Origin of the sequence: Leptolyngbya sp. CCNP1308, assembly GCF_034932455.1 — a bacterium.
Classification (GTDB): Bacteria; Cyanobacteriota; Cyanobacteriia; order Phormidesmidales; family Phormidesmidaceae; genus Nodosilinea.
The window spans coordinates 139663-166641 of the sequence record NZ_JAYGIH010000072.1; the positions used below are offsets into that span (position 1 = coordinate 139663).

At 58.2% G+C, this 26979-nt stretch carries 23 protein-coding genes, 2 tRNA genes, 1 other RNA gene and 1 pseudogene; 14 read left to right on the forward strand and 13 right to left on the reverse strand.

Annotated features, from left to right (window positions below; all coding sequences use genetic code 11):
- The first annotated feature begins 159 nt into the window (after positions 1–159).
- The 4 genes and pseudogenes from egtB (at position 160) to eno (ending at position 4395) form a co-directional block, all read left to right on the forward strand.
- Entirely contained in the window at positions 160–1470 is a 1311-nt protein-coding gene (gene egtB / locus VB780_RS14890) for an ergothioneine biosynthesis protein EgtB (protein ID WP_323351949.1), read from the forward strand.
- 85 nt (positions 1471–1555) lie between these two features.
- Entirely contained in the window at positions 1556–2527 is a 972-nt protein-coding gene (gene egtD / locus VB780_RS14895; protein ID WP_323351950.1) for an L-histidine N(alpha)-methyltransferase, read from the forward strand.
- A gap of 213 nt (positions 2528–2740) precedes the next feature.
- Positions 2741–2901 (forward strand): annotated as a pseudogene (locus VB780_RS14900) (transposase); the annotation flags it as partial.
- A 195-nt stretch (positions 2902–3096) separates the two neighbouring features.
- On the forward strand, positions 3097–4395 hold the full coding sequence (eno, locus tag VB780_RS14905) for a phosphopyruvate hydratase (protein WP_323351951.1): 1299 nt from the start codon (positions 3097–3099) through the stop codon (positions 4393–4395).
- A 239-nt stretch (positions 4396–4634) separates the two neighbouring features.
- Here eno and VB780_RS14910 read toward each other — a convergent pair whose 3' ends face one another.
- On the reverse strand, positions 4635–6803 hold the full coding sequence (locus VB780_RS14910) for an alpha/beta hydrolase family protein (RefSeq protein ID WP_323351952.1): 2169 nt from the start codon (positions 6801–6803) through the stop codon (positions 4635–4637).
- Between the two features lie 148 nt (positions 6804–6951).
- Here VB780_RS14910 and VB780_RS14915 point away from each other — a divergent pair, with 148 nt between their 5' ends.
- Together VB780_RS14915 and VB780_RS14920 are read left to right on the forward strand one after the other, a co-directional pair.
- Positions 6952–9384 (forward strand): CHAT domain-containing protein, encoded by a 2433-nt coding sequence (locus VB780_RS14915; protein WP_323351953.1) that lies wholly within the window; start codon positions 6952–6954, stop codon positions 9382–9384.
- Between the two features lie 55 nt (positions 9385–9439).
- Complete coding sequence (locus tag VB780_RS14920; protein WP_323351954.1) at positions 9440–10744, forward strand: YegS/Rv2252/BmrU family lipid kinase; 1305 nt, start codon at positions 9440–9442, stop codon at positions 10742–10744.
- Between the two features lie 587 nt (positions 10745–11331).
- Here VB780_RS14920 and ssrA read toward each other — a convergent pair.
- Positions 11332–11735: a transfer-messenger RNA gene (gene ssrA, locus VB780_RS14925) on the reverse strand.
- 374 nt (positions 11736–12109) lie between these two features.
- Here ssrA and VB780_RS14930 point away from each other — a divergent pair.
- A complete protein-coding gene (locus VB780_RS14930; RefSeq protein ID WP_323351955.1) occupies positions 12110–12547 on the forward strand; it encodes a hypothetical protein in 438 nt (145 codons plus the stop codon).
- A gap of 73 nt (positions 12548–12620) precedes the next feature.
- Here VB780_RS14930 and rpmA read toward each other — a convergent pair whose 3' ends face one another.
- Both rpmA and rplU read right to left on the reverse strand, forming a co-directional pair.
- Positions 12621–12899, reverse strand: coding sequence for a 50S ribosomal protein L27 (gene rpmA / locus VB780_RS14935; protein WP_323351956.1), 279 nt, complete (start codon positions 12897–12899; stop codon positions 12621–12623).
- 53 nt (positions 12900–12952) lie between these two features.
- Entirely contained in the window at positions 12953–13351 is a 399-nt protein-coding gene (rplU, locus tag VB780_RS14940; protein ID WP_323351957.1) for a 50S ribosomal protein L21, read from the reverse strand.
- Positions 13352–13623: 272 nt separating this feature from the next.
- Between rplU and VB780_RS14945 the strand changes: the two genes are divergently transcribed.
- The 4 genes from VB780_RS14945 to VB780_RS14960 all read left to right on the forward strand — a co-directional run bounded on the left by VB780_RS14945 (position 13624) and on the right by VB780_RS14960 (position 17368).
- On the forward strand, positions 13624–14655 hold the full coding sequence (locus VB780_RS14945; protein ID WP_323351958.1) for a GDSL-type esterase/lipase family protein: 1032 nt from the start codon (positions 13624–13626) through the stop codon (positions 14653–14655).
- A gap of 116 nt (positions 14656–14771) precedes the next feature.
- Complete coding sequence (locus VB780_RS14950; protein WP_323351959.1) at positions 14772–15830, forward strand: DUF4268 domain-containing protein; 1059 nt, start codon at positions 14772–14774, stop codon at positions 15828–15830.
- A gap of 27 nt (positions 15831–15857) precedes the next feature.
- On the forward strand, positions 15858–16334 hold the full coding sequence (locus VB780_RS14955; protein ID WP_323351960.1) for a YchJ family protein: 477 nt from the start codon (positions 15858–15860) through the stop codon (positions 16332–16334).
- A gap of 107 nt (positions 16335–16441) precedes the next feature.
- Entirely contained in the window at positions 16442–17368 is a 927-nt protein-coding gene (locus tag VB780_RS14960) for a lysophospholipid acyltransferase family protein (protein ID WP_323351961.1), read from the forward strand.
- 207 nt (positions 17369–17575) lie between these two features.
- Here VB780_RS14960 and VB780_RS14965 read toward each other — a convergent pair.
- The 3 genes from VB780_RS14965 to VB780_RS14975 form a co-directional block, all read right to left on the reverse strand.
- Positions 17576–17647 (reverse strand) — tRNA-Thr (locus VB780_RS14965).
- Positions 17648–17660: 13 nt separating this feature from the next.
- Positions 17661–17742, reverse strand: a tRNA-Tyr gene (locus VB780_RS14970).
- An 88-nt stretch (positions 17743–17830) separates the two neighbouring features.
- Complete coding sequence (locus VB780_RS14975) at positions 17831–18211, reverse strand: hypothetical protein (protein WP_323351962.1); 381 nt, start codon at positions 18209–18211, stop codon at positions 17831–17833.
- Positions 18212–18297: 86 nt separating this feature from the next.
- Between VB780_RS14975 and VB780_RS14980 the strand changes: the two genes are divergently transcribed.
- Positions 18298–18600, forward strand: coding sequence for a DUF6439 family protein (locus tag VB780_RS14980; RefSeq protein ID WP_323351963.1), 303 nt, complete (start codon positions 18298–18300; stop codon positions 18598–18600).
- A gap of 56 nt (positions 18601–18656) precedes the next feature.
- Here the strand turns inward: VB780_RS14980 and VB780_RS14985 are convergent, their stop codons facing one another.
- The 4 genes from VB780_RS14985 to VB780_RS15000 form a co-directional block, all read right to left on the reverse strand.
- Positions 18657–19004, reverse strand: coding sequence for an ATP-binding protein (locus VB780_RS14985; RefSeq protein ID WP_323351964.1), 348 nt, complete (start codon positions 19002–19004; stop codon positions 18657–18659).
- A gap of 603 nt (positions 19005–19607) precedes the next feature.
- Complete coding sequence (gene nblB / locus VB780_RS14990) at positions 19608–20270, reverse strand: phycobilisome degradation protein NblB (RefSeq protein WP_323351965.1); 663 nt, start codon at positions 20268–20270, stop codon at positions 19608–19610.
- 128 nt (positions 20271–20398) lie between these two features.
- On the reverse strand, positions 20399–20863 hold the full coding sequence (locus VB780_RS14995) for a CBS domain-containing protein (RefSeq protein ID WP_323351966.1): 465 nt from the start codon (positions 20861–20863) through the stop codon (positions 20399–20401).
- A gap of 84 nt (positions 20864–20947) precedes the next feature.
- Positions 20948–21982 (reverse strand): M42 family metallopeptidase, encoded by a 1035-nt coding sequence (locus VB780_RS15000; protein WP_323351967.1) that lies wholly within the window; start codon positions 21980–21982, stop codon positions 20948–20950.
- Between the two features lie 215 nt (positions 21983–22197).
- On the opposite strand from VB780_RS15000, the gene VB780_RS15005 reads away from it, so the two are divergent.
- On the forward strand, positions 22198–23556 hold the full coding sequence (locus VB780_RS15005; RefSeq protein ID WP_323351968.1) for a phospholipase D-like domain-containing protein: 1359 nt from the start codon (positions 22198–22200) through the stop codon (positions 23554–23556).
- Positions 23557–23558: 2 nt separating this feature from the next.
- On the opposite strand, the gene VB780_RS15010 is transcribed toward VB780_RS15005, so the two are convergent.
- Entirely contained in the window at positions 23559–23891 is a 333-nt protein-coding gene (locus VB780_RS15010; RefSeq protein ID WP_323351969.1) for a hypothetical protein, read from the reverse strand.
- A gap of 274 nt (positions 23892–24165) precedes the next feature.
- On the opposite strand from VB780_RS15010, the gene VB780_RS15015 reads away from it, so the two are divergent.
- Positions 24166–24726, forward strand: a complete 561-nt coding sequence (locus VB780_RS15015) for a hypothetical protein (protein WP_323351970.1) — start codon at positions 24166–24168, stop codon at positions 24724–24726.
- Between the two features lie 497 nt (positions 24727–25223).
- On the opposite strand, the gene VB780_RS15020 is transcribed toward VB780_RS15015, so the two are convergent.
- A complete protein-coding gene (locus VB780_RS15020) occupies positions 25224–26624 on the reverse strand; it encodes an amidohydrolase (protein ID WP_323351971.1) in 1401 nt (466 codons plus the stop codon).
- Positions 26625–26979: the final 355 nt, after the last annotated feature.

Consider the following 26979-nt stretch of genomic DNA (forward strand, 5'->3'; position numbering starts at 1 on the left):
TCGTAAGGCCGAGTTCTTGGGCTATAGAGCCTCTCGCCATGCAAGCCCTGAATTTAGCTGGAACACTCTAATGAAAGTCTTAGGCAATTTAAGGCAATCATCATTTTACGGTGAGCCCTATCTGTCACAATTGCCAGCAATATCCTCAAAAGCCCCAAAATGACGCTTTCTTCACCCCTCGCTCCGCCTGTAGATATTCCTCTGGCAAACGCTGACACAATCTCCCGTTATTGGACTGTACGCCGCCTCAGCGAAGCCCTCTGTCAGCCCCTTGAGATTGAAGACTACGGTGTGCAGGCCATGGCCGATGTCAGCCCGCCCAAGTGGCACCTGGCCCACACCACTTGGTTTTTTGAGACTTTTCTGCTGCGCCCCTACCTAGAGGGCTATCAGGACTTTCACCCCGGCTACGGCTATTTGTTTAACTCGTACTACGAAGCGGTGGGCGATCGCCATCCCCGGCCCCAGCGCGGCCTGCTGTCGCGCCCCACGGTGAAAGAGGTCTACCAGTATCGCGCCCATGTGGATGGGGCGATGGAGCGGCTGCTGCGCGATGGGCAAGGACCGGCCCGAGAGGGCCATCGCCCCATTCACCCCGCTGTGGCAGAACTGACCACCCTCGGTCTGCACCACGAACAGCAGCATCAGGAGTTGTTGCTCACCGACCTCAAATACAACCTGGCCATCAACCCCCTGCGCCCCGCCTACCGTCCAGATGTTGCCGTAGCAGCTTCCAGATCGCCAATACCACTGGAGTTTGTGGATTTCCCTGGCGGGCTGTACGACATTGGCCATCAAGCCCCTGGGTTTGCCTTCGACAACGAAAGCCCAGCCCACCGGGTCTATCTCCAAGACTTTGCCCTGGCCAACCGCCTCGTCACCAACGGCGAGTACCTAGAATTCATCGCTGACAAGGGCTATCAGACTGCCGCCCACTGGCTGGCCGAGGGCTGGGCCATGGTGCAGAACGAAGGTTGGCTGGCCCCCCTCTACTGGGAGCAGCGCGACGGCCAGTGGTGGCTCTTTACCCTCGGTGGCCTACAGCCGGTCAACCTAATGGAGCCTGTGTGCCACCTCAGCTACTTTGAGGCCGATGCCTTTGCCACCTGGCGCGGCTGCCGACTGCCCACCGAAGCCGAGTGGGAAGTCGCTGCCTCAGGAGTTCCCCTCCAAGGCAACCTCCTTGCTGCCGACCGTCTGCACCCGCAACCGGCGTCTGAATCCCAGCTAATTCAGCAGCTCTACGGCGATGTTTGGGAATGGACCCAGAGCGCCTACCTGCCCTACCCTGGCTTTCGCCCGGCCCCCGGTGCTGTGGGAGAATACAACGGCAAGTTTATGTGCAACCAAATGGTGTTGCGCGGCGGCTCCTGCGTCACCCCAACCGGCCACATTCGCCCCAGCTATCGCAATTTCTTTCCGCCCAGCGCCCGGTGGCAGTTCAGCGGCCTGCGGCTGGCGAAGGGGTAGAGAGCGGATGGGTAGATGTTGTGCCAGAAAGCGTCACCCCCCCACTCACTCATCCACTCACTCACTCATCCACTCACTCCCCCCCATGCCCCCCACTTCTCCCACCAAACCCTCCCCCGTCAAACTCTACGACTTTCACCCCCCGGTGGAAGATTTTCGCAGCGCGGTACTGCGCGGACTGAGCCAGCCGCAGAAGGTGCTTTCTCCCCAGTTTCTCTACGACAAGCGGGGGTCTGAACTGTTTGACGCCATCTGTCGGCTGCCGGAATACTACCTGACCCGCACTGAGATGCAAATTCTACGGGACAATGCCGAGGATATTGCGGCGACGCTGGGCGATCGCGTTCTCGTCGAGTTAGGCAGCGGCAGCAGCCAAAAGATTCGCATTTTGCTGAGCGCTGCCCCCCAGGTGAAGACCTACGTGGGGGTCGATATTTCGCGGCAGCACCTGCAAGAGGCCTGTGCCGCGCTGATGGACGATTTTGAAGGGTTAGATGCGATCGCCGTCTGCGCCGACTATACTCGGCCCCTGCCCATTGCCGCCATTCCAGAGCTACAGAACCGCCCCACCATTGGCTTTTTCCCCGGCTCTTCTATCGGCAATTTAGAGCCTGCGGAGGTGATCGCTTTTCTTAAAACCGTGGCGGTGCTGGGTGATTTGATTGTGGGTGTCGATCTGAAAAAATCTCCCATTATTCTTGAACCCGCCTACGACGATACCCAGGGAATTTCTGCCGCCTTTGCCCTGAATGTGCTGGTGAGAATTAATCGGGAATTGGGAGCTAACTTTGATCTGAGCCAGTTTGAGTATCGGGCGCACTATAACGAGAAAGCAGGGCGGATCGAGATGGCGATCGCCAGCCTGTGCGACCAAACCGTGCACCTAGATGATACAAAAATTGCGTTCAAGGCCGGTGAAACCCTGCGTACTGAGCACTCCTACAAATACACCATCGATGAGTTTCAGCTCTTAGCTATGGAAGCCGGGTTCCAACCCGTGCAGGTGTGGACAGATAAGCATCAGCTCTTTAGTCTTCACCATTTGAAGCAGATGTAGAGCTATCTGGTCGTGCCCTAAATTAAGCCATTCAAAAACTTTAGAGCTGATTTATAAAGTGAAGCTTAAGCAGCCAATCGACGCAGCATGAGACGGATAAAAAGCACCGTAGATCATGGCTTCAGCATTTTCAGTGTGCAGATCATAGTCCTGAGAGGGTGTTTGAAAAGTTAGGACTTGAGTAAAAAAGCTCAACCGGTGTAGGGTGCAGATAAACGCTGGGTGGTCGAGCGCACCTTTGGCTGTTTGCGTAGCGTCGCCGAAGGCGTTAAGGGTGCCGACGCTTGGTGCGAGACTACGAACGGCTGCCGGAAACGTTGGAAGCCCTCATCTACCTCGCCATGATTCGTATTATGGTCAGGCGATTGGCATAATTTTTGGCCCCGTCCGACTTTTCAAACACCCTCTTAGATAACTCGCTGCGCCGATCGCCCAAACGGTGGCCGAAGTGACGTTAGAAGAAGGCTTTCACCCGGTAGGATACTACAGGATAATTGAGCGCTTCAGCGCGATCGCCCGAAATGGCGGGGTCTGCAACGGTCTATGGAATTACCAACGGAGTAATGGTTATGGTCGCAATTACATCGGTTTACGGCAGGCAGATTCTAGACTCGCGAGGCAACCCCACGGTTGAGGTCGATGTGGTGCTAGAGGGTGGGGCCAAGGGTCGGGCTGGCGTGCCCTCTGGGGCATCTACGGGCATTCGCGAAGCCCTAGAGCTGCGAGATGGCGACAAGGCTGTCTACGGCGGCAAGGGCGTGCTCAAGGCCGTGGCCAACGTCAACGACACCATTGCCCCGGCCATTCTGGGGATGGATGCGATGGATCTCGCCGCCGTAGACCACAAAATGCTGGCCCTAGACGGCACTGACAACAAGGGCACCCTGGGCGCTAACGCCATTTTGGGCGTGTCGATGGCGGTGGCGCGGGCGGCCTCGGTCGCCGCCGATATTCCCCTCTACGTCCATTTGGGTGGCCCCGACTCGGTGCTGCTGCCGGTGCCCTGCTTCAACATCATCAACGGCGGTGCCCACGCCGACAACAGCGTCGATTTTCAAGAATTTATGATTGCCCCCGTGGGTGCCCCCACATTTTCTGAGGCGCTGCGCTACGGGGCTGAGGTCTACCACGCCCTCAAGTCGGTGCTCAAAGACGCGGGCTATAGCACCGCCATTGGCGACGAGGGCGGTTTTGCCCCCAACCTCAAGAGCAATGTGGAAGCGATTGAAGTAATTCTCAAAGGCATTGAGAAAGCGGGGCTCAAGCCTGGGGATGACATTGCGATCGCCCTCGACCCCGCCGTCAGCGAGCTTTACCAGGAAGACGGCAGCTACCTGTTCTACAAGTCCGACAACAGCCGCAAGTCCACCGCCGACATGATCGACCTGTGGGAAAGCTGGGTTGACCAGTTCCCTATTGTGTCGATCGAAGACGGGCTGGGTGAGCAAGACTGGGCGGGCTGGCAGGCCATGACTCAGCGGCTGGGCGATCGCATTCAGCTGGTCGGCGACGACGCCTTTGTCACCAACCCTGCCATCATTGCCCAGGCGATCAAAGACGGCGTCGGCAACTCGACCCTGGTCAAGGTTAACCAAATCGGCTCGATTACCGAAACCCTTGAAGCGATCAAAATGTCCCACGAGGCGGGCTACACCTGCATGGTCAGCCACCGCTCGGGCGAAACCCCCGACGACTTCATCGCCGATCTGGTGGTGGGTGCCATGACCGGCCAAATCAAATCGGGTGCCCCCTGTCGCGGCGAACGCCTCTCCAAGTACAACCAGCTGCTGCGCATCGAAGAAGAACTCGGTGCCAAAGCCCAATACGCCGGTCTCAACACCTTCAAGCGCAAAACCCTGACCGTCTAGAGACATCCCATCATCCCCACAACTCCTCCTTGAGGGGCGAGAGGAAAGCTAAACCCAAACTAAACTGTCGTGGCCCTGCTGCGGCAGTTTTTGTCCGTAGGGGCTGAGCATGCTCAGCCCCTACGGGGTGTTGGCCTTGAAGTCTGGGTGTCTAGCTTCGGATTTGCGTCCTCCCGCATGCGACAACGGCCTAATTCAAAACAGGCGCTTGACGGTTAATTCGGTATGGCTATATCTGCCTAAGGCTGCAAATACTGCCGAAAAAACTCGATTTGCAGCTGCGCTGCCAGGGGCTGATGCCCCGACCCGTAGAGGCTGTGCCCCACTCCCTGAAACTCGTAGAGGGTGACGGGTACCTCCGCTTGGTCAATCACGTCGTGGAAGTTGCGGGCCACATCGACCTGCAAAAAGTCTTCAGCCCCGTGGAACAGCAGCGTGGGGGTGCGAATCGATGCGGCATTGTAGAGCGGCGACGCCTGGAGGTAGGCGTTGGGAGCTTCCATCGGCGTTTGCCCCACCAGGTATGACAGCAGCGACGAATAGCCCAGCTGCCACTCGGTCAGCGTGTCGAGCAGCGAGCACTGGGGGTTAGCCGCCGCCGCTAGCCGGGGGTACTGGCTGGTGAACTGGGCCGTGTAGTAGCCTCCGTAAGAGCAGCCCGTGATCCCCACCTGGGCAGCGGTCGTCCATCCCTGCTGAATCATCTGGCGAACGATCTCGGCTCCCTCCTGGAGGTCGAGTTGGCCGAAGTTTTGGTCGTCGGCCAGGGCGCGGTAAAACTCGGGGCCAAACCCCTCGCGTCCCGACAGGGGCACCACCAGCACCGCCACGCCAAAGTTGGGCAGCAGATTCAGCGGCATCTCGACCTCGGTGGCAAACTCATTCACCATCGAGAAGCCCGGCCCCCCCTGCTGCCAAACGACAATCGGCACCCCCTGGGGCGGAAAGGTGCTGCCCGCTGGCTGAATCAAAAAGCCCTGGCGATTCCCCTGCCCAGTTGTAAAGCTCACTGGATCCATCTGCACCCGATTGCTGCTGGCGACGGCTTCGTTGATAGTGGTGAGCGATCGCGGCTCCGACTCGCCATTAGTGGCGAGCGCAAATAGCTCTGGCGGCTGCGTCACCGACGAAAAGCCGTAGACCACAGTATCGCCATTCTCACTGGCAACAATCGATGCCGGATCCACGGATCCTGGTGGCAGGGGCAGGGGCGTGAGGGTGCGATCGCTCAGGTCGTAGACATGCAGGTGGCGGTTGATGCCCTCGGTGCCCCAAAACAGCAGGCGATTGTCGCCCAAAAACTCCCCCCCCGACTCCGTTGGCCCCCGCAGGGCATCGGCTGTGATAGTGTCCAACACCGTCCCCGCCAGGTCATAGACCTCAAAATAGGCCGACTCAGGGAACACGTAGGAGGGGTGTTCTCGGCCTGCCACTGTGCTGGGCCGATAGCGTTTCAGCAGCAGTCGTTGGCCATCGGGGCTGAGGCTGGCCCCGGCAAAGGGGGCTCCGCCGGAGGCCGGGGCCGTCAGCTCCAGGCGCAGCGGCTCAGTCTGGGTAAAGTCAAACACCCGCACGGTGCTGTGCTGGTGAAAGGGGTTGTCTGCCGGGGCCAGGCGACCCAGGGCGTCTTGCACCACTGGCTTGGCCAGGCTGGGGGTGTTGGGGGTGCGATCGTACAGGCGGCGTTCTTCCCCCGACGACATCACCAGGGCCACCTGATCGCCGCTCTCTGACCAGGTCAGCGGTTGAATCTGTAACCCTTCGGGCAGTTTGGCCACTTCTAAGCGGCGCAGCGACGGCAAAAACACCACATAGATGGTGTCTTCCTCTTCGCCATAGACCCGCAGGGCAAACTTAGAAAAGTCGGGGGCCATCCCCAAAATCTCCCCATCTTCCGGCTGGGTGGGGTAGACCTGGGTGCGCGACGCAATTTCCGTCACCCGGTTCACCGTAATGATTTCCCACGGGCCGTAGGGATCCTGCTGTACAAACCTCAGGGTGTCGTTGTTAATCCAGCGCAGGGGAAGATCGGGGTTGACCAGGTCATACTCCAGCGCTAGGGCCTCGCTCAGGGCACCGGTGCGCAGGTTGAGAAAATGCAGACTGCGATCTTCCGTAAAGATGCGGCTGCTGACGGCCACCACCAGGGTAGAGCCATCGGGGCTCAGGGTGCTAAGCACCTCGATCTGCCGCACCCCCAGCAGGGCGTCGAGCCGGGTTTGATCGGCCTCGGCCAGGGGAGGCACCTCAAATCCATCCAGCTCCACGGAGATGATTTCTGCCCGTCCAGCAGTTGCCGCTATCAAAGCCGTGAGGGTGGCTAGGGTGAGCGATCGCATCACCCCAGCCCCAGATATCCCCCTCAATCCACTGCCCCAACCACCCAAATTACGCCAGGAATTCGCCACCGAGGCCCTGTAAATAAAGACAAGCCATCATAGCGCCATCCCTCCAGCGGGCGGGCGATCTAACCAGAGTTTGTTAACAACCCCGCTGCCCCTATCCCCGAGACCAACCCAGCAAGCTACCGTGAAAGAAACTCACCCCCTACCGCCCGTGACCCAGGCCGCGACCCAAGAATTTCAGCTTTCGATCACCCCCGTGGGGCCAGATGCCTACCTGCTGCGCATCGAAGACGTGGCCCCTGGGGTACCCCTGGCCGAGGCCCAGGTCACCTGGCCCTTGGAGACTTGGTTTGCCCAGGCCGAGGCGTTGTTTCAGGATCCTCTACAGGCTCTGCTGACCACGCCCGCCCCCCTGGCCCTCGGCCCCGACAGCCCCTGGATTCAGCTTGGCCAGACCCTGTATCAGGGGCTTTTTCAGGGCCGGATCCGCGATAGCTGGGTCGCCGCCCAGGGAGTGGCCCAAAACCGGCGACAGCCCCTGCGCCTGCGGCTCGGCTTTAAAGACAGTCGGGTGCAGCGCCTGCCCTGGGAACTGCTTTACGACGGCGATCGCCCCCTGGCCACTGGTCTTGATGTCACCCTGTGCCGCTATTACCAGGCCCAGGCCGTGACTGAGCTGGCGGCGATGGTGCCCCTCTCTCCCGCCAGCGATCCCATTCGCTTACTGGTGATTATCTCGGCCCCCAGCGATCAGGAGCGCCTAGCCCTGCGCCAAGAGGTGCAGAGCCTGATCGACAATCTTCAGACGACCGCCCCCGGCCCCCTCACCCTTGATCTGACGCTTTTAGAGCAGCCGGGGCGGCCTGAGCTGGTTCAGGCTTTAGAACAGGGCCAGTTCCAAATTCTTCACTACGCGGGCCACAGCGACGCGGGCGAGACCGGTGGCGATCTGTTTTTGGTGAATCGGCAAACGGGTCTGACAGAACGGCTCAGCGGCGAAGACCTGGCGGGCCTGCTGGTGAACAATGGCGTTCGCCTGGCGGTGTTTAACTCCTGCCGCGGGGCCTACACTCCCCACGACGATGCCCAGGCGGGCTGGCGCGACCAAAACCTGGTGCAGGCCCTGGTCAACCGGGGGGTACCCGGCGTTATCGCTATGGCCGATCGCATTCCCGACGATGTGGCCCTTACCTTTACCCAACTGCTCTACCGCAACCTGCACCAGGGGCACCCCATCGACCTGTGTCTCAGCCGGGTACGCCAGGGGCTGATGTCGGCCTACGGGTCAGACCAGCCCTTCTGGATGCTGCCTCTGCTCTACCTGCGCCCCGACTTCGACGGCTACCTCTACGCTCCTGAACGCTCTGCCACCCTGACGAATGGCTTGGGCCATGACGACTCGGCTGAGTCAGCCCTGATTCTGCCCGATTACAGCAGTGACCCTGAGATATCCAGTCTGGCGGCGGAGGTCTTTACTCAGCAGGCCAAGGATACCGCCAGCGATCGCGCTGCCCCACCCCTCTACGACTGGCTACAAGATCTAGAGCCGCCTCAGCCTGCCGATGCCGCCGTGATCAGCCTAGTGCAGCGGTTGTCTCAGCCCCAACAGCCCTCGGGCGATGGTGCTGACGGGGCGGACTCGGGCGATCGCCCCCTGCTAGCTGACCCCGCCGAAAGCCTGCTGCCCCAGACTCAGCCTGTGCCTACGGCTCTATACCCTCCGCCCCCAGCACCATCCCCCGATGCGCCCCCGGCTGACCCGGTGCCGCAGACCTGGCCCCTCCTGCGCCGCTGGTCGGTGCCCCCTAAGCTTCTGGTAGCGGGAAGCCTGGGCCTGGCGGGCCTAGGGGCCGTGCTGGGGCTGGCCATCCTCACCCTAACTACGGTCAATCGCCCAGCGGTGAGCGATCCCGCCGATCTACCGCTGGCCAGCGGCGATCGCACGGGTTCCTCCGCCAACAGTTCAGCGCTGCTGTCGGGGGCGCTGAATGCGATCGCCCTGGGGCGCAACGACACCGCCCGCACCCTGCTCGAACAACTGCTCGATCGCGGCGAACTGACCACCGTCGAGTCAGCAATGAGCGCCATCCCTGGGTCACAGCTGCTCGACCCAGACCTCGCCTACGTGCGAGGGCGACTGGCCTGGCAGCAAATGGTCGCTGGCAGCACCGCCGACACCTCCCCCAGCGATGCCCTGCGCGCTTGGACCCAGGCCGTTGAGGGTCGCCCCAACTTTCTCGAAGCCTGGGTGGCGCTGGGGTTTGCCCATATGGCCATGAATGACTACGACCAGGCCATAGCGGCTTGGCAGCGGGCGATCGCCCTTGACCAGCGCCAGCGACGCGACATTAACCCCAGTCGCCCTCAGGTAACCGTTCCCATCACGGTCAACGCCTACGCGGGGTTGGCCCTGGCGTACCACAAAAACAGCGAGCTTGCCATTGTGGACGCAGAGCAGGCCCAGCTTCAGCAGCAGGCCCAGGCTTACTTCGCCCAGACCCTCGCCCTCGACTCCACCGTGGTCAACCCCAATGCCCTAGCCCTCAACTGGCAATGGTCACCAGCCCTGATTGGCAGTTGGCAAACCGCCGTTGCGCAATTGGCCGTCAGCAGCGGCGAGACTACCCTAGAAACCCCGAATTGAGCTTTTCTGACCGTCCAAAGGGAGTGCTAGCATAGATAGACTATTGAGACCCGCTATGCCCAGCACCCTCGCTATTCTGGCCCATCCCACCCAGGTTACCTTTGTTCTAGATTGGCTCTCGAAGCATGAGGGGGTGTTGACTCACTTTCAAATTATGGCTCCGGCAGAAATGGCTCAGGGCATTGAACAGGGTTGGGATCTGAAAAATATCGAGCTCATTGCCCTGAGAGAATCTGGCCAGGGGGGCGATATCGAGCTGGCTAGCCACATTATCGCCGGGGATGTGGCCGGAGTGATTTTCTTTACCGACCCAGAGGCGATCGCCACCGCCTTTCCCAGCTTTAGCCTAGTGCTACGGGCTTGCCAGATCCAGGGCATTCCCGCTGCCCTCAACGACGTGTCGGCCACCCTGCTGCTGCGGGGCATCGCCGAAAGCCAAATCGCCTACCTGATCTTCAACCCGGTGGCGGGGCAGGGCAACCCCAATGCCGACCTAGCGCTAATTAAAGAGGTGCTTGAGCCCCAGATCTTGGTCAACGTGATCATGACCAAGCCCGATACGGATCCGGCTGAGCAGGCGCGGGAGGTAATTGAACATATCCACTCCAAAAATGAGCACGACATGGGCCGCAGCTTGATTATTGCCTCCGGCGGCGACGGTACGGTGTCGGCGGTGGCAGGGGCCACCATCGGCACGGGCATTCCCCTCGGGGTTATTCCTCGGGGCACCGCCAACGCGTTTTCGGTGGGGCTGGGCATACCGACCAACCTGCGTGCCGCCTGCGAAACGATTTTGGCTGGCAACACCCACGTGATCGATGCCGCCCGCTGCAACGATATGCCCATGATTCTGCTGGCGGGGGTGGGGTTTGAGGCCGGTATGGTTGACGGGGCCAGTCGCCAGCTCAAAAACGAGCTGGGCAACCTGGCCTACGTGCTCTCGGGGGTGCGACAGCTGGCCGCCGCCGAACCCTTCGAGGCCACTCTCGAAATTGAGGGCGAGGTCTCGACTGTCACCACCAACGCCATTACGATCGCCAACGTAGCGCCCCCAACCTCAGTACTGGCCCAGGGCATGGGCGAAGTTATCCCCGACGACGGTCTGCTAGAGGTAACTATTGCCACCAGCACCACCCGGCTTCAGGGGATCAATGCTCTAGCTTCGCTGATGGCCGCTGCGGCCTGGGGCAACCCGACCCAGCGGGACGACATCACCTGCCTGCGCACCAATCGCATCAAAGTTACCACCGACCCACCGCAAAAGCTAGTGATCGACGGCGAGATTTTAGAAGCCAACCCCATGGTGTTTGAGTGCCTGCCAGGTGCACTCACGGTTCTTGCACCCCTCAAAACCTTGTAGCCGTGACCCCACCGCGGCAAGGCGGCAATAGCTAGCTGGCCAGCGCTAATTCCTATACACCCAATCTGAACCTAGGAAGCCCAAATTACGCAAGGGGGCTCTTTGGGCCGCATTCCCTACATCTTTTGCTGAGCGATCGCGCCGATGATTTGCCCACCCGAGACAGTCAGCACTTACCGTTAAGAACTATGGTGGCGCTCGGGTCGATACTCCCGCAGCCAGCAGCGTTCTAGGTAGCGCACCTGGTGTAAATACCAAAACCGCCAAGGATTCAAAACGGTTTTATAGTTGCGACAGAAAACCGGTTGGTAAAGATAAGGCAAGATAGGAAACTGCATTGTTCTAAATAGGTTTGATCAATAGTGACGAATCTGGACTAGCATTCGCTTAAGGACTTATTGCAACGGCAACACAGCCGTCAGCCAGGGCTGCTTTCTCAGTATAGGCAGATGAAAAAAGAGACCCAACACTGGGTCTCTCAGATGGAAAGATAATTAATAATCGAACACAGATTTATACTGTTGGCCGAGTAGCTCGCCCCGTCAGCGGTCTATCAACGCGACGACTGGGAGGCTACCTGGCACGGGAAATGGAGCTGACGGGAGTCGAACCCGTGTCCGCTCTGAGTATTAACACACCACTCATTCACAGGCTTAGCCCCTCTAACCCTCGGGGCCGGAACCGCCACTTATCCCGGACGGCGGGATTCTCTGGCTAAGTCTTAGTCAATGAATCCACCAGAGGAGAATCATTGAAGCATCCGTTGGGGTTTGTCCATAGCTCTTAACGGAGTCAAACTATGAACGCTCGCTAACTAGGTTAGGTCTAAACTAGGTTTAGATTAAGCGGCAACAGGTGCAGCTTTACGAGCAAAAGGAACGATGTTGTTCGCATTTACGTTTGTTTTGAGCCTTGATTTGCGAGAGTAGACTCCCTCTCGGCCTGTATCACAGCGTGACTTTCGTCAAAACGTCGAAACCGTTACAGCCCCACGATATTGCTACCTAATCATTATAGATCATTGTTTTGCATGATCGGGGGTTCCTTCGTCACCTGGGTGCTCATGGGCAGGCTCAGTCAACGACCCGGCTTAGGGAATAAGGATCGCTGGCTGAGCGGAGTCGAAGCCCGCGATCTGGGGCGATCTCCGGTAGAAATCCCTTATGCCGACAATAATCTTTCGTAAACTCGATGGTGTAGTCATCAAAGTATAATATTTACTTAATGGAATGGTTCTGTTTGTGGCGGGGGTTGCCCATTGGCAGCATGCGCCAAGGCAGGCTCAATTATTAATCACATTTCATAGTTAGATCAGCCTTTTGCCCCTGGGGCGGCTGTTTGCAGCAATAAGGACTTTTTACCCCTATGACCACGACCAACGACTCTAGCAACGGCAGCGCCGATACCCCCGAGAAAGAACCTACCCGCTCGACCCGTGGCGGTCGCGCCAAGCGTGCCACAGCTTCCGGCGGCATTGTCAAGGCTAGCCCCCAAAATAGCGACGTCCTGGTACTAGCCGACAACACCCGGGTGGTCGAAACCGACAGCCTACCCAACCATCGTCCCATTGCCCTGAGCAACTTTGAAATCGTCGGCACCCTCGGCCCCGAGCGCCCCATGGGTCGTCCCATCGGGGCCAACACCTTTGAAATTTCAACCGTTGATACGTTGCCAGGGCACCGTCCGGTGGGCGTTAGCACGCTGCACATCGCCGACATCCACACTCTGCCCGGCGATCGCCCCATTGCCCCCAACGATGAATTAGATCCTCCGGCGTCTATTCTGATGGGCTATCTAGACTAGGCATCCGCCAACAAAAAAGCTCCTCGATCCCGAGGAGCTTTTTTGTTGCGCCAGTGAAAGTGAAAGCTGCAATTTATTTGGCAGCTACAGCGGGCACCGCAGCGGGATAAACGCTGACTTTCTTGCCGTTTTTGCCGCGACGCTCGAAGGTAACTACGCCGTCTACCAGAGCAAACAGGGTGTCATCGCCACCGCGACCCACATTGTTGCCGGGGTGAATTTTGGTGCCCCGCTGGCGAATCAAAATGTTGCCAGCGATCACGGCTTCGCCACCGTAGCGCTTGACGCCGAGGCGCTTAGCATTTGAGTCGCGCCCGTTGCGAGTACTACCTGTACCTTTCTTGTGAGCCATGGGTGTATTCCTTCAACCTACCTACTGTTTAATCTAGCGCGAGTTGGGAGGGCTTAGCTCTCGACTTCGGCCTCAACCGCTGCCTGCTCAGCAGCAGGCTCTTGAGCGGCGGCAGAGTCACTGGCGATCGCCTTGCCATTCATCTCAATGGAGTTGATCATCACTCGGGTGAGTTCTTGACGGTGGCCCTGCTTTTTACGGGTTTTCTTCTTGGGCTGCATCTTATAGACGATGATCTTGCGGCCCCGCAGGTGGCTGACTACGCTGCCTACCACAGTTGCCCCTTCCACCACCGGTTGACCGACTAGAGATTCGCCATCGTTGTTGACGAACAGCACCCGCTCTAGGGTGACCTGGTCATCTACCTCTAGGGCTAGGCGATCCATGTCGTAGAAGCGACCCGGCTCTACCCGCAGCTGCTTTCCACCGGCTTCAACAATTGCGTATGTCATTACTTTTACCTCATAACCGCCGTACAGGTGCCAACTGACCCCAGGGCTGGGGCTCCACTCCGGGAGGCGTTAGCCTTAGGAACCTGATCCGAGCGCATAAACACAGTCTTCCATTATCGCGAAGCGGTTCCAGCTCTGTCAAGGGGTTAAGACAACTCTCTGCAGCGGCTGTCGCGGCGAGGCTTAGTTTGCCCACGCTTGGGTCGAGATCGCTAAAGAACGCCGCCATTTCATCCTGATGGGCGAGGGCTGGGCCTGGAGAACGAATTGGGATGTTGAGGCAAAGTGTGGTGATGGATGTTTGGCTATTGGCGGCTCAACTGGCGTTCGGCAGTGGAGCACGCCCCTCTGAGGTGGCGGAGACAGCTGCCAGTCTCCCGTCGAGCGGCTGGGCCAATACATTGTTGTCCTCCGCTGACCCAGAACTGTGCTCCCCGGCTAACCTCGCCGATGGGGTCGTCTGCTTTTCAGGCGGGGGAAACATGGCAACGGCTGGCCCAGCTCAACCGCCTCGCTCAATGGGCGCTGCCGCTGTCCGCTGGCCCCGACCCGAGCAGGTGATGACCCCTAGCCGCCGTCCCACTGTTCCTCGGGCGGATATTGGAGCCCGACCCGTTACCGGTGCGCAGCTGTACCAATTTCGCACCGCTGCCCTTCGGGCGGGAGCGCTCTACGCCCAGGTGGCCCCCTACGACTACATCAATCAGTGGCAGCGGGCGTTTGTCTCTCCCACCCACGGCGACTGGCAAGCACTGCTGGCTGCTGAGGCAACCGCTATGGCCCGCCGCCAAGGGGAGGCTCCGCTGACGGTGATGGTGGGCGATTCGCTGGCGCTGTGGCTGCCGGTAGACGATCTGCCCGCTGACCAGCTGTGGCTAAACCAGAGCATTTCGGGAGAAACCACGGCTCATATGCTGGGGCGGCTGCATTATTTTGCCGCTGCCCGGCCCCAGACCATTCACCTGATGGCGGGGATCAATGACCTCAAGGTCGGGGTGCCCGAAGCTCAGGTAATTGACAATTACTATCAAATGGTGGCCCGTCTGAGGCAGCAGCACCCCCAGGCGCGGTTGGTGGTGTACTCTATTTTGCCGACGCGGCTGCGGGAAGTGTCGAGCGATCGCATTCAGCGAGTCAACCAGCGGCTGGCTGCCCTGGCAACCCACCAGGGCGCGACTTATGTTGACCTACATTCCATCTTTAGCGACAGCCAGGGACTCTTGCGGGCAGACCTCACCACCGACGGACTGCACCTGAGTTCTCAGGGCTACACCCTGTGGCAGGCGGCGCTAGCCAGCTATTGATTGGCCTAGCACTAGAGGGTAGCTAGGGTGAAACGCTTCCAGGACGGGGCATCGTTGTGGGTCGGCGGCACGCCATAATAGGATTAACTACTGCCCTTTGCCAGAGCGAATTACCCGTGCCTAAGCGAGCTGCCAAACCCAAGCTGGGACGACTGGAAAAACTCGACCCCACCGACTATTGGCAAACCCAGGCCGATTTTCAGCAGTGGCTCACTGAGGCAGAAACCTTGGAATTACTGGGTGAAGCTGCTGGGTTGAGCTTAGACCCGCTGGAGGACGAGGCTCTCCCGGAACTTGACTATGTGTTGCTAACTGAGGCCGAGAGCCGGTTGCCGGTGCTAGTAGCGGCTTATCGGTCGGGGGCTGACCTGAGCGATCTGGGCCAGCTGTTGGCCTGGGCTGCCGCCGAACATGCTGCTAAGGTGGTTTGGGTCGCCCCCGATTTTTCGGCATCAGTGGCGCTAACTCTAGACTGGCTTAACCAGCGCAGCGAGGTCACGTTTTTAGGCCTGACGGTGGAGCTGTGGCAGATTGGCAAGACCGCTATGGCCGCCAACTTTATTCCGGTGTGCGGGGCAGTGGAAGACGGCGAGATCGATCCAGAGGCTGAGGATCTTGAGGAAACCCCTGCCAGGGAGCCGGAGCCGGAGCCGGAGCCGCTAACGCCCCTACAGCAGGAAAATTTAGAGTTTTGGAGCGGCATGTGCGATCGCATGGATCGCCAGGGCAGCCTGGTGAAGCCCGGTTCGCCCACTTCGGAGGCCACCATGGGCTTTGCCATCGCCCGAGCCGGGTTTCGCCTCAACGCCATTCTCGATCGCGACCACGGCAGCCTCTACACCGAGCTACTGCTCTCGGGCATTGATGCCCAGCCCCACTTTCACCTGCTGGCCGAGGAGCGCGAGGCCATCGCCGACGAAATGGGCCTGCCCCTGATCTGGGATGGTGCGGGCGATCAGGCCTGTATGGTGGCGAGCACCCTGGCGGCGGTCGATTTGGGCGATCGCGATCGCTGGCCCGAGTACCAGGCCTGGTTCTGCGACTGCCTGGAGCGGTTCTACGAAGCCTTCTTTGACCGCATTAAGCGGCTCGATGCCAACGGCTATCAGCCCCTGCCTAAACAACGGGCAAGTTTGACCGATACGCTGGTTTTGCCGGCGCGACCTCGGGGTTAGAGGAGTGGATCGGTGGGTGAGTAGCGTATGGGAATAGGGGCTGCGGAGCGGTGTCCTTGCCACAGCGGGGAGAGTTTTGGGGATTGTTGTCAGCCCTATCTATTGGGTAAGGCGACACCGACGGCGGAAGCGCTGATGCGATCGCGCTATACCGCCTACCACCAGGGCAACATTGACTATCTGATCGCCACCCACCACCCGACTCAGCGGTACGCAGGGCAGCGGGCGGCGATCGCGCAAAGTGTGGCGACTACCACCTGGCTGGGGCTGCGAGTGATGGCGACCGAGGCTGGACTGGCCATTGATAGCAAAGGCGTGGTCGAGTTTATTGCCTACTACCAAGACCCTCGACCCGGTCAGATCCATGAGCGATCGCGCTTTGTGCGGCAAAAACAGCGCTGGTTTTATGTGGATGGTGATGCGCTGCCCCCGGTGCAGCCCAAGCGCAGCGATCCCTGTTGGTGCGGTAGCGGCCAAAAATACAAAGCCTGCCACGGCCGCTGAGGAAACTTAAAGAATTACCGAAAACTTTAGCCATCCTCGGCGGCGGCAATTCATACTCATGGCAATTCTGTCCTGGGGCTTTGTCAGGACGCATCTAGGCCACTGCCATGACCGACACCCTCCAGCCCGCTGAGCTGACCGCTCCATTGACGCCAGAGGCCATCGTTCGGGTGCGTGAGGGGGTGGCCACATCGCAAAATTCAGCAGTGCGCCAGTGCATTGAGTTAGACCTGGCTGAGCTGAGTGCGATCGCCCAGGGCACCGCCGACCGCCGAGTCAGTGGCCGCATGCGGCGCTGGTTGATGCGGCGCTTCATCAAAGCCTGCTTTCAGGTGCGCATCGAGAATCCAGAACATATTCCCACCGAGCCCAACGTACTCACCGCTAACCATCTGAGCCATTTAGACCCGTTTCTGCTGCTGGCCTTTTGCCCCCCCACCCCCTACTACTACATCCTGGGCGATGCCCGCACCCTCTACAACAAGCGTTGGAAGCGCTGGCTGATTGGCTGGGCCGGGGGCGTGATTCCTCTGGAGCGTTGGTGGAAGGAGGAAATGGCCGTAATGGCCGCCGCAGACCATGGACAGGATGACCTGAAACCGCTGGCCGCCGAAATTCGCGCTCACGTGCCCAACGGCAGCTCCATTCAGCAAATGCGGCAGATCGACCAGGCGGTGCAGGCTCTGCTGGCCCGAGGCGACGGCATTATGCTGTTTCCCGAAGGTCGCCTCGGGGAGCGGGAGGGGCACATGCACCCCCTCCGCCGTGGCACCGTCCTCTACGCCATGCGTTCAGGGGTGCCCATCTACCCGGTAGTAATTATCGGCACCAAAATTCTCTACTTTCGCAAACAAATTACCCTCCGGTTTGGCCCGGCAGTTCATGTGCCCCACCAACCTCGACCCAAGCGAGTGGCCATTGACGCCGCCCTGGCCGAACTAGAGACAGCCTTTCAAGCCCTGCTGCCATCTCAGTACCAAGAGCCCCTGGGGCCTCAGCCGCTGCGTCACTGGCTTAACCACCTCTTTTGGTAAGCGGCTCAGCCGCTTAGACGGGCAGTATATAGAACGGATCACAAAAAATGAATCTTTTAGGTGCTGCCGGAGCCCTTGGGGCGATCGCCCTGGGGAATTGAGGATAAATCGCCGGGTTGGTCACGAATTGGCCACAAAAGCCTACAACGGTAGCTTAGAGGGCAATTGTGATCTGCTCCGCGAGTCACTCTGTATGAAGTCTTGGCAAGCCCTTAACGAGATTTGAACTCGTGACCTCTCCCTTACCAAGGGAGTGCTCTACCACTGAGCTATAAGGGCAAATTGTCGTGGATGGGCCGGGCTGGATTTGAACCAGCGTAGGCGTAGCCAGCGGATTTACAGTCCGCCCCCATTAACCACTCGGGCACCGACCCGCTCTATCCACGATTTATAATCCTAGCATGGTAGGGGAATTACTTTTGGGCAACTTAAAAAAGTTCTGCTTGTTTTTTGCCGAGTAGGTTATCGGGCATAGACAAACCAGGCCAAAACCCAGCCCAGTAACAGCCCTAGCCCGCCAAACCGCACCGCCTGCCAGAACGGCTCTTGCAGATGCTGCCACGATACAACTCGACTGGCCAGTTCCATCTCAAAGTTGTCGGCGGCTTCCTGTAAACGAATCATCTCCTGGGCTGAATGCTGAGTGTCTGCCGCCGCATCGTTTGCTTGAATCTGCTGAAGCTGTAGCAAATTCGAGACGCCAACCTTAAGCTGGTGTAGGCGTGCTTCTAGCCCCTCTAGCTGATGCATCAGCTCAGCCAGAGAACGGGGGGCATCGTCGGCAGTACCGCCTAGGGATCCTCGCTGACTGTGGTATCGCTTTTGCCGGTGGCCTGGGTTCATTGTGCAAAATAGAGAGAGGTGTCTGCCCTGGCGGAGTGCCGAGGCAGAGTATATCTTCTAGTTAACCCCAACTGGTTTCAGGAACTATGGCTTTTTCGTTTGATCCGTCGATGACGCCTGCCCAGGCGGCCAAGCCCGCCGCCGATTTGACCGACCTGGAACTCGCTCAAATACTGGCGGAGCGGTTGGCCATTAAACCTGCTGACTGGCATCGCCTCAGCCGCGATCGCCGGGTACGCGCCAGGGAACAACTGGCGGCGGCGCTGGTGTTTTTGCTCAAGCAAAATTCTGAAGAAGCCCTAATGCGGGTCGAGCAGGCGGCAGGCTGGCTCAACCGCAGTCTGCAAGCGCCTCCCTGCCCCACCCACGGCGATCGCAAGGCCCCCTGAACTAGCCATAGAAACTAGTTAAGCCTGGTAAGTAGCGCTAACTGCTAACAGGCTAATCAGCGAATGAGCGGTAGCCTACGGGGTTGCCGCACGACCTTGCCCAGGTGCAGCTCACGGCCTCCGTTGTACCAGGTGACCTGATCAAATATTTGGTAAAGAATGTAGAGCCCTCTACCGCATTCGTCGGGATGAGAGGTGCAGTCACCGTCATCGGTTTCGTCGCACCCGCAGGGATGGCTAAAACCGCCGCCCTGGTCGGTGATGACCCACCATAGGTGAGAGGCCGATGCCGTGTATTTAACAGAAATGCACTTAGCTGGGTCGAGCCGATTGCCGTGCTTGGCGGCATTTACAAGAGCTTCTTGTAGCCCTAACTGCACCTCGGCACGCCAAGTCGTGGGCACATTTCTCAGCAGAAGTTCTAGAACAGGCTGCAAGTATAGGGTGGACACAAAACTCAGAGTGTCCCATTTTTGCTGCTGTACAGATGGAGAAATTGCTATCACTCAGGCCATCTCCAATGTCTTGAGTTGAATGATGGTTTAAGGCTCTAACTTAGCGGCCAGAAATTAACCGGCAAAACCGAATGGTAACGACTTATAAGTTATTTGTATTTTTTATGACTTGCCTAGAGATAGCTTTTATGCATATCCCTTGGCAACACCTACCCTATATAAGGCCTAGTCCAAAATAGTATTTGGATTAGAAACTTTGGGAGATGAAATTGTTTTAGGCCAAGCAATACAACCACTATTTCACTATAGCAAACTTTGCCGGGGCTTCGTCAATGGCAGGTGCATTGTGGGGCAATCCCCTATTTCAGAACCCGTTTACCTGCATAGGGTACCGGCGCAGATGCTGCTTTGGCCTGGCCTAACGTTTGCCGCAACAAGCACAGCCCTATCTACCTAAACGCGACTTGCGGCGGGAAAACGCATCCTGAAGGAGAGGTTGCGTAATATTAAGTAACTTAAGATCGCCAGCCCATCCTGGCAAAAGCCATGTTGCTAGAGGCCTAGGTGTTGTCGGGCAGTGCCAGCGACAATATCAGAGTCATCGTGGGTAAGCTGTTGCAGAGCCGCCTCAGCGTCGGGCTCAGCAAACTGGGCCAGGGCCTGCACTAATCGGTGGCGCACTTGCCAGTCGGGATGAGTGGTGTAGTTGAGCAGCAGGGGTAGGGCACGGCGATCGCCCAGTTCACCCAGGGCACCAATGGCAGCAGTGGCGATCAGCTCGTTATCTGAAGTGAGAGCCTCTTGCAAGAGGTCAAAGGCCTGGGGCTCTCCCAGCTCACCCAGCGCCGCCACAATGCTAAATTTCACCAGCCACTCGTCGGTGCTGTGGTAGAGCGTGGCCAGTTCGGGGTAGGCAGTTGTGAGTTTCAGCCCGCCAATCGTGTCGGCGGCGGCGGCTTGTACATCAGGGTCAGGGTCTTCGGTGAGCGATCGCCGCAGCAGCGGCTCTACAGTGGCGATATCTTGCTGCCCCAAGCTGGCAATTTGGCTGATGGCGGCATAGCGAACTCGGGCGTTGCCGTCGTTGGCCGCCAGTTGCACTAGCTCGAAGGCAACGGCGGTGTCTAATTCACGCATTTGGTTGACCGCCCGCAGCCGATCCCCGTAGTCGTCAGAGTGGAGCAATTCTCGAACCGAGTCTGGGGTAATAGCCATTTTGTAGAGATAAATACAAATTTGCTTTCTCTACTATCGGCCATTTTGGGGATCAGCGATAGGGATATATGGGGAGTAAGTGGGTAGATGGGTAAGTGAATAGTTACTCACCCACGCACGCACGCACCCTAACTGTAGCTATTCGCCATTTCCCGCACGATGTCGCCTCGGGTGAGGATGCCGACCACTTGGTTGTCAGCATCCACAACGGGTAGGCGGCGCACCTGCTTTTCGTGCATCAGGTGGGCAGCTTCGCGGAGGGATTTGTCGGGGGCAACGGTGACGACGTGATCGGTCATGACGTCTTTGACGAGCTGACCGAGGGCTTTGTGAAGTTCCTGGTTGTATTGGGTGGGGTTTTTCAGATAGATTACGCTGTCGAGCAGCATGATGTAGGGGGGCATATCGACCCCAGTAGTCTGCCACATTAGGTCAGACTCCGACAAAATGCCGACCAGATGATTGTCTGCATTGATGACCGGTAGACCGCCCACGTGGTTGTCGGCCATCAGCTGAATAGCATCCTTCAGCACGGTGTCGGGGGCTACCGAGATCGGGTTTGAGGTCATTACATCCGCGACGGTTTTGGCCATGGGGTTATTTCAGTACTTGGTTGATGGGTGAGCCGACTGGGCTTGATCTCATTCTAGAAAAGTTCAGCGCTAACCGTAGGGCTGTCACAGGTCGTTACAGTAGTGCTCTAGAATGTCGGCGCAGTGGGCGATCGCCCCTAAATGCGCGATCTCATAGCCGTGGGTGTTATGGGTCGGGAAGCTGAGACAGGCGGCCCGCGACACATGGCCAAACTTCATGGCGATCGAGCCATCGCTGCCAAAACCGCTAATCACCGCCATTTGAATTGGGAGGTCGTGGGAGGTTGCGGCTTGGCGCAGTTCGGAGTTGAGCCCTTCGTCGTAGAGGCCGTAGCCATCCTGACTCAGCAACACCGGCACTTCTCCTGGCTGAATGGAGTATTCCGCCGCCAGGGGGCAAATTTCTAGGGCAATTAGAGCCTCTAATCGATGGCGCTGGGAGAAGTACAGCGCACCGATCGCCCCCACTTCTTCCTTAGCAGACGCCACCAGATAGACGGTTACAGGCGGTTGCTTCAGCTGCTCGGCCAGCCTCAGCAAAATCGCCAGGGAGGCCTTGTTGTCGAGGGTGTAGCTGGCGATGTAGTCGCCCAGGCGAAAGGGTTGTTTGCGGTGCTTGCCCACCACTACCCGGGTGCCGGGGCGAATGCCAGCGGCAGCGAGTTCTGGGGGCGATCGCTTAGTTTCGACCCAGGCAGTTTCCCAGGTGACGGGCTTGCTCTCCTGCTGCATCTTCTGGGGCGACTCGTGGGAGACATGGCGCGAGCCGAAGCTCAAAATGCCGCTGATGGTCTGATGATCCCCGATTAGATCCATCACGCCCTCGCCATAGACCCAGGGGAATGAACCGCCCAGCTTGCGCACCGACACCCGACCGTCGGCGTAGATGCTTTTGACCAGGGTGCCAATCTCATCTTTGTGGGCCGTAATCGCGATCGCTCGGCTATCGTCGCGCCCTGGGATTTTGGCGATCACGTTGTCGGCCTCATCGCGCCAGTGCTCTACGCCTAGATGCGCCAGATCAGCCATTAAGTGCTGATTGATTTCGTCCTCCGCGCCGCTGGGCGAATGGCACATGACGAGGTCTGAAATCTTTGTAAATAGGGCATCGTAGGGCATGGGGTATGTGAGTAAGTGGGTAGGTGGGTTTTGCAGTCTCTTATTTTCTCATCCACACACCCACGCACACCCGCACCCATATCTTTCTCCCCCGTTAGCCAGTCCGTTTTGGTGGGCTGACTATAAATAGAAAAGTTCTCTTAAAGCTTGTGCGTCTATCTAAATCTCCCTGGGTGCGCTGGGGGATCGGGTTTGGGATTGGGCTCCTGCTATTTGTGGGGGTCAGTAGCCAGTTTCGCAGCGAGGCTACGCTGCCCACCCTCGATCCTCTGCCGCAGGATCCGTATATTCAAGCGTATTTTAACCACAACCAGGCGGCCGTCTACACCGATCCCTACCGCAACATTACTCGCCACGGGGATGATTTGGAGCAGGTGGTTGTGGATGCGATCGCCACCGCCCAAACCTCCATTGACGTAGCGGTGCATGAGTTCTCGCTGCCGGAGATCGCCCACGCCCTGGCCGATCGCAAAGCGGCAGGGGTAGAGGTGCGAGTGGTGGTCGAGAACACCTACAGCACGCCGGTAGCCCAGCGAAATTCTGCGGCATTTGCCCAAGCCGATGAACATTCCCAAGACAAGATTAACGATCTCTATGCCTTTATTGATGTCGATCAAGATGGGGTGCTGAGTGAGGGGGAGTTGGGCAATCGCGATGCCCTCACCATTCTTGCCCAGGCCAACATTCCTTTAATTGACGACACCGCCGACGGCAGCAAGGGCAGCGGCTTGATGCACCACAAATTTATGGTGATCGATGGCCGCACCGTTGTCACCGGCTCCGCCAACTGGACTTTGAGCTGCACCCATGGGGATTTTTCGGATCCCGATAGCCGGGGGAACGCTAACAGCATTTTGGTGATCGACAGCCAGCCCCTGGCCCAGCGGTTTCAGCAAGAGTTTGGCTACCTGTGGGGCGATGGCCCCACAGGGCGACCCGATAGCCTGTTTGGGCTGCAAAAACCTCACCGTACCTCGGCCCTGGTCTCGCCCCCCGGCTCGGTGCTGGAAGTGCAGTTTTCGCCCACTTCTAAAACTCAGCCATGGGCGCAGAGCGTCAACGGACTGATTGCCAAAACCCTGGGCCAGGCGAGCCAGAGCGTTCATCTTGCCCTGTTTGTCTTTTCTGAGCAGGCGATTAGCAACCAGCTGTTGCCGTTGGCAAACCGGGGAGTGCCCATCAAAACTCTGATTGACCCCGGTTTTGCCTACCGCAGCTACAGCGAGGGGCTCGACATGCTGGGGACAACGCTGCCCGACCACAACTGCAAGCGAGACAACAGCGTGCCCTGGGCCAACCCAATCACTACCGTGGGGGTACCGGCGCTGCCGCCTAGCGATAAGCTGCACCACAAGTTTGCGGTGCTCGACCAAAACATTGTGCTGGTCGGCTCGCAAAACTGGAGCCAGGCCGCCAACACCACTAACGACGAGAACCTGCTGGTGATTCGCAACGCCACCGTGGCGGCACACTTTGAGCGCGAGTTTCAGCGGCTGTACGACGGGGCCGAACTGGGCATGACGCCGCAGCTACAGGGGGCGATCGCCCGGCAGCAAGAAAAATGTGGCCTGTAGCGTCACGCCACTGACTTACCAAACCAAAACGCCTTAGCATCGTCCCAGCTAACGCGATCGCCCAGCGGGTCTTCCCCAATCAGCGTATCGACATGGGCTGGCTGGAGTTCTAGCCAGCGCAGAGTTTGGTGCAGGCTCCAGCCCCGATATTGGGCAATGCCGCGAATGTCTTGCAGAGTAATGACCGGCCAAGCCGCCTTGAGCCAATGGCTGAGGGTATGGGGATGTATCTGCAATGCCGTTGACAGATCGCGATCGCTGCCGTGGTAGCTCAGTTCTAGCTCAAGCCATTCGACCAAGGCCTGTACATTCCAAGGGTAATAGGCGGTGCTCATGGGTAAACCTCGCTGGGTCAACCCCATCAAATCCTAGATTTAGGCCGATGTTCCCTAGGGCTGTTTCGAAGGAACAGGTTTTCACAAACCAATTGATTTCCATCAATCGAGCCTTAAGAATTGAATCCAGTTGATTTAAGGACACGTACTCAAAAAACGTCTTCAGCAATTCCAGAAAAGCTAATTCCTAGAAATAGCATCCTCAGGACTGTCCAGGAGACAGGTTTTTAGGTGATACTGGAGCCACGTCCTGAGGATTGTCCAGAGGATAGCGATGAACTCCGGAGAAATTGATCGATATCCAGTCAACCAGCTGCACGACCGCTACAGTCTGGCCCGCAGCGCTGTGTATAAGCGTATGCAGGATTTGAGGATTGTCCCTGCAAAAGTCGGGCAGCGCTCCTACATCACAGCCCAACAGTTGCAGTTGATGGATGAACTGCACGTATTCATTAACCAGGGTGGCAGCGCCGCCGAGTTTCTTGAAGCGCGAGGGCTACGGCAGGGCAACAACGGCAACGGGCAATCGGGCAGCGGCTCTGACCTGGCAATTAACCCCAATGATGTTGGCGGCATAATTGGGGCGCTGGCTGAGTTAATGGGACGTATGGGGTTTGGGCAACCCGACCCCATGCAATACTTTGAAACCCTTGAGAACGCCGCTCAGAATGGCTGGCTGCCCAGCACCAGTGAGCTAGCTGATTTGATTGACCTATCCCCCCGAGAAATCGAGAGCTACGGCGATCGCTTCTCTGAGGCCGGGTTTATCTTTAGCCGCTCTGGGTACCGAAAAAACGGCGAAATTGCCTGGAAGGTCACAAAGCGTTTAAAATAAAAAGACCAGCAGTTCCAGTGCTGGTCTAAATGGCAAGTTAGTTGTTTTCTTTTTTTCCTTTGGTGGTGATGTTGGTGGTAGCACTGGCATCACCTCTCTTTTTGGAGGGGTAATGGGCTGTTAGCCGCTCTGGCGTGAGAGTTTGCCAGCGGGAGCTAAACCCACCAGTGGGGGCAGTATCTCCCTGGGCCCTTCAACCTTGGTCTTATACTAACATGTCCTCAGGATATTCCTGAGGACATGTGCAGAAAATTCCTGAGGACATTCCTCAGGACAGACGAATTGAGAAGAGCTCTATCGAAATGGATCCTAAAAGTAGTGATAAAGGACTGCCTGTGATTTTGACGACATACCCATCAAAGATGTGAAAGCTAGTCTTAGGAGGGCTCCGCAAGGCGAAAGCTGGACAAAGAATCTGCCTATCTCAAATGTGGAAGGGTATTGATGTTTAGTCATGTCGTCGTCGCGAAGATAGCCCATAGACAGGCGATGAAATTCTAGCGATTTAGCATGACCTCTCGGTAGTGAGGCTCGACGGGGTGATGGGGTGGTTCTGCTGGGTGAACTGCTTGGGGCTGGTGTCGCAGCATGTGGTGCAGGGCAGCGGTGTCTACGGTGAGCACCCGTCCCTGATCAACCAGTTGTCGTCCCTGCACCCATGCGGCTTCAACTACGTCCGTAGGTCGTCCCAGTATCAGCAGTTGTAGCGGGTTGTTGCGGGGCAGCATTGAGGGGTGGTTGAGGTTGTAGAGCACCAAGTCGGCGTCCATGCCGGGGGTAATGGTGCCGGTGCGATCGCCCAAGTTCACCCCTTTAGCTCCGCCCATCGCCGCCATCTGCACCGCCTGCTCGGGAGTCAGCCAGTGCTCATAGTCCTGATCGGTCACCGTGTGCAAAATCGTGCCGAGCTTGATGGCTTCCAGCAGATGCTGGGCATCGTTGCTGGCGGCTCCATCGCAGCCAAAGCTGACGTTCAGTCCCGCTTGCAGGCCCTTGAGAACAGGAGCCAAACCGCTGCCCAGGCGCAGGTTGCTGACCGGATTGTGAACGAGGGTGGATTCAGTTCTTGCCAGTAGCTCAATATCGGCATCGTCAATCCAAACCCCGTGGGCGACGGAGGTGCGGGGGGTGAGGCAGCCCAAATTCTCTAGGTGCTGGACGGCGCTGATGCCGTAGCGCTCTTGGGCGAGGCGCTGCTGGGCGCGGGTTTCAAGCAGGTGGGTGTGGTAGCAGAGGTTGAGGCGATCGCTCAACTTCCCGCAGCCCGCCAGCAATTCGTCAGAGCAGCGATGAAACCCCGTCGGCCCTACGCCGATGTAGATGCCTTGGTTGGGGTCGTGGAATTCCGCCACGATCGCCTCCATCATCGCCAGCAGCTCTGCCGCCGATTGCGGCGACGCCGCCTGGGGCAGCAGGCACCCCCTCGGGAATCCCGAGGCAAAGGGCAAATCTTGAATCAGCGGCGCGATCACCGCGCGAATGCCTACGGCTTTGTAGCCCCGCACCAGCGCATCCACTGTTTCCATCTCCTGATGCGGGAGAACGTAAGCGTGATCCATGACGCAGGTGCCGCCGGAGAGTAAGGTATCCACCGCTGTGCTGACCGCGCCCCAGTAGAACTGATCGAGCTGCCGAGGGGTGGAGTCGAACACGTTGGCCAGCCACAGTTCTAGCGGCAGTTGGGGAATGAGCCCCCGCTGCCACACCTGAGACGAATGGGTATGGCCGTTGACAAACCCCGGCAGCAGCAGTTTGTCGGTACCGTCGATGAGGCAGGGGGCGACGGGGAGGCTGTTGGCGGGGGCAACGGTGTGGATGCGATCGCCCATCAGCAGCACATCGACCAATTCGAGGCTGCCATTTTGGAGCGTGAGAACGGATTGGATGAGGGTTTGCATAGGAATTTTGGATTTTGGATTTTGGCGACTTGAGGGGCTGGCTGGCTGGAGGGTGGTCTAGAGCATTGGTAGAGTAGAGCTAGAAACCCGTAGCCGATGAATTATGTCCACAGGTGTTAGAGGATGTTTGAAAAGTCCTATTTCTTGTAGCAAAAGTGGAGATCCCCCTAAATCCCCCTTAAAAAGGGGGACTTTTACCCCCCTTTTTAAGGGGGGCAGGGGGGATCGGCAGGTGACTAAAACTACAGCAAATCACTTTTCAAACGCCCTCTTAGCTCGACTTTATCCAAATATCCGTATTCACTGAACGAGGCACCAAGGCTTTTACAGGATGTAGCCAGGTCTTTTTCCAGGA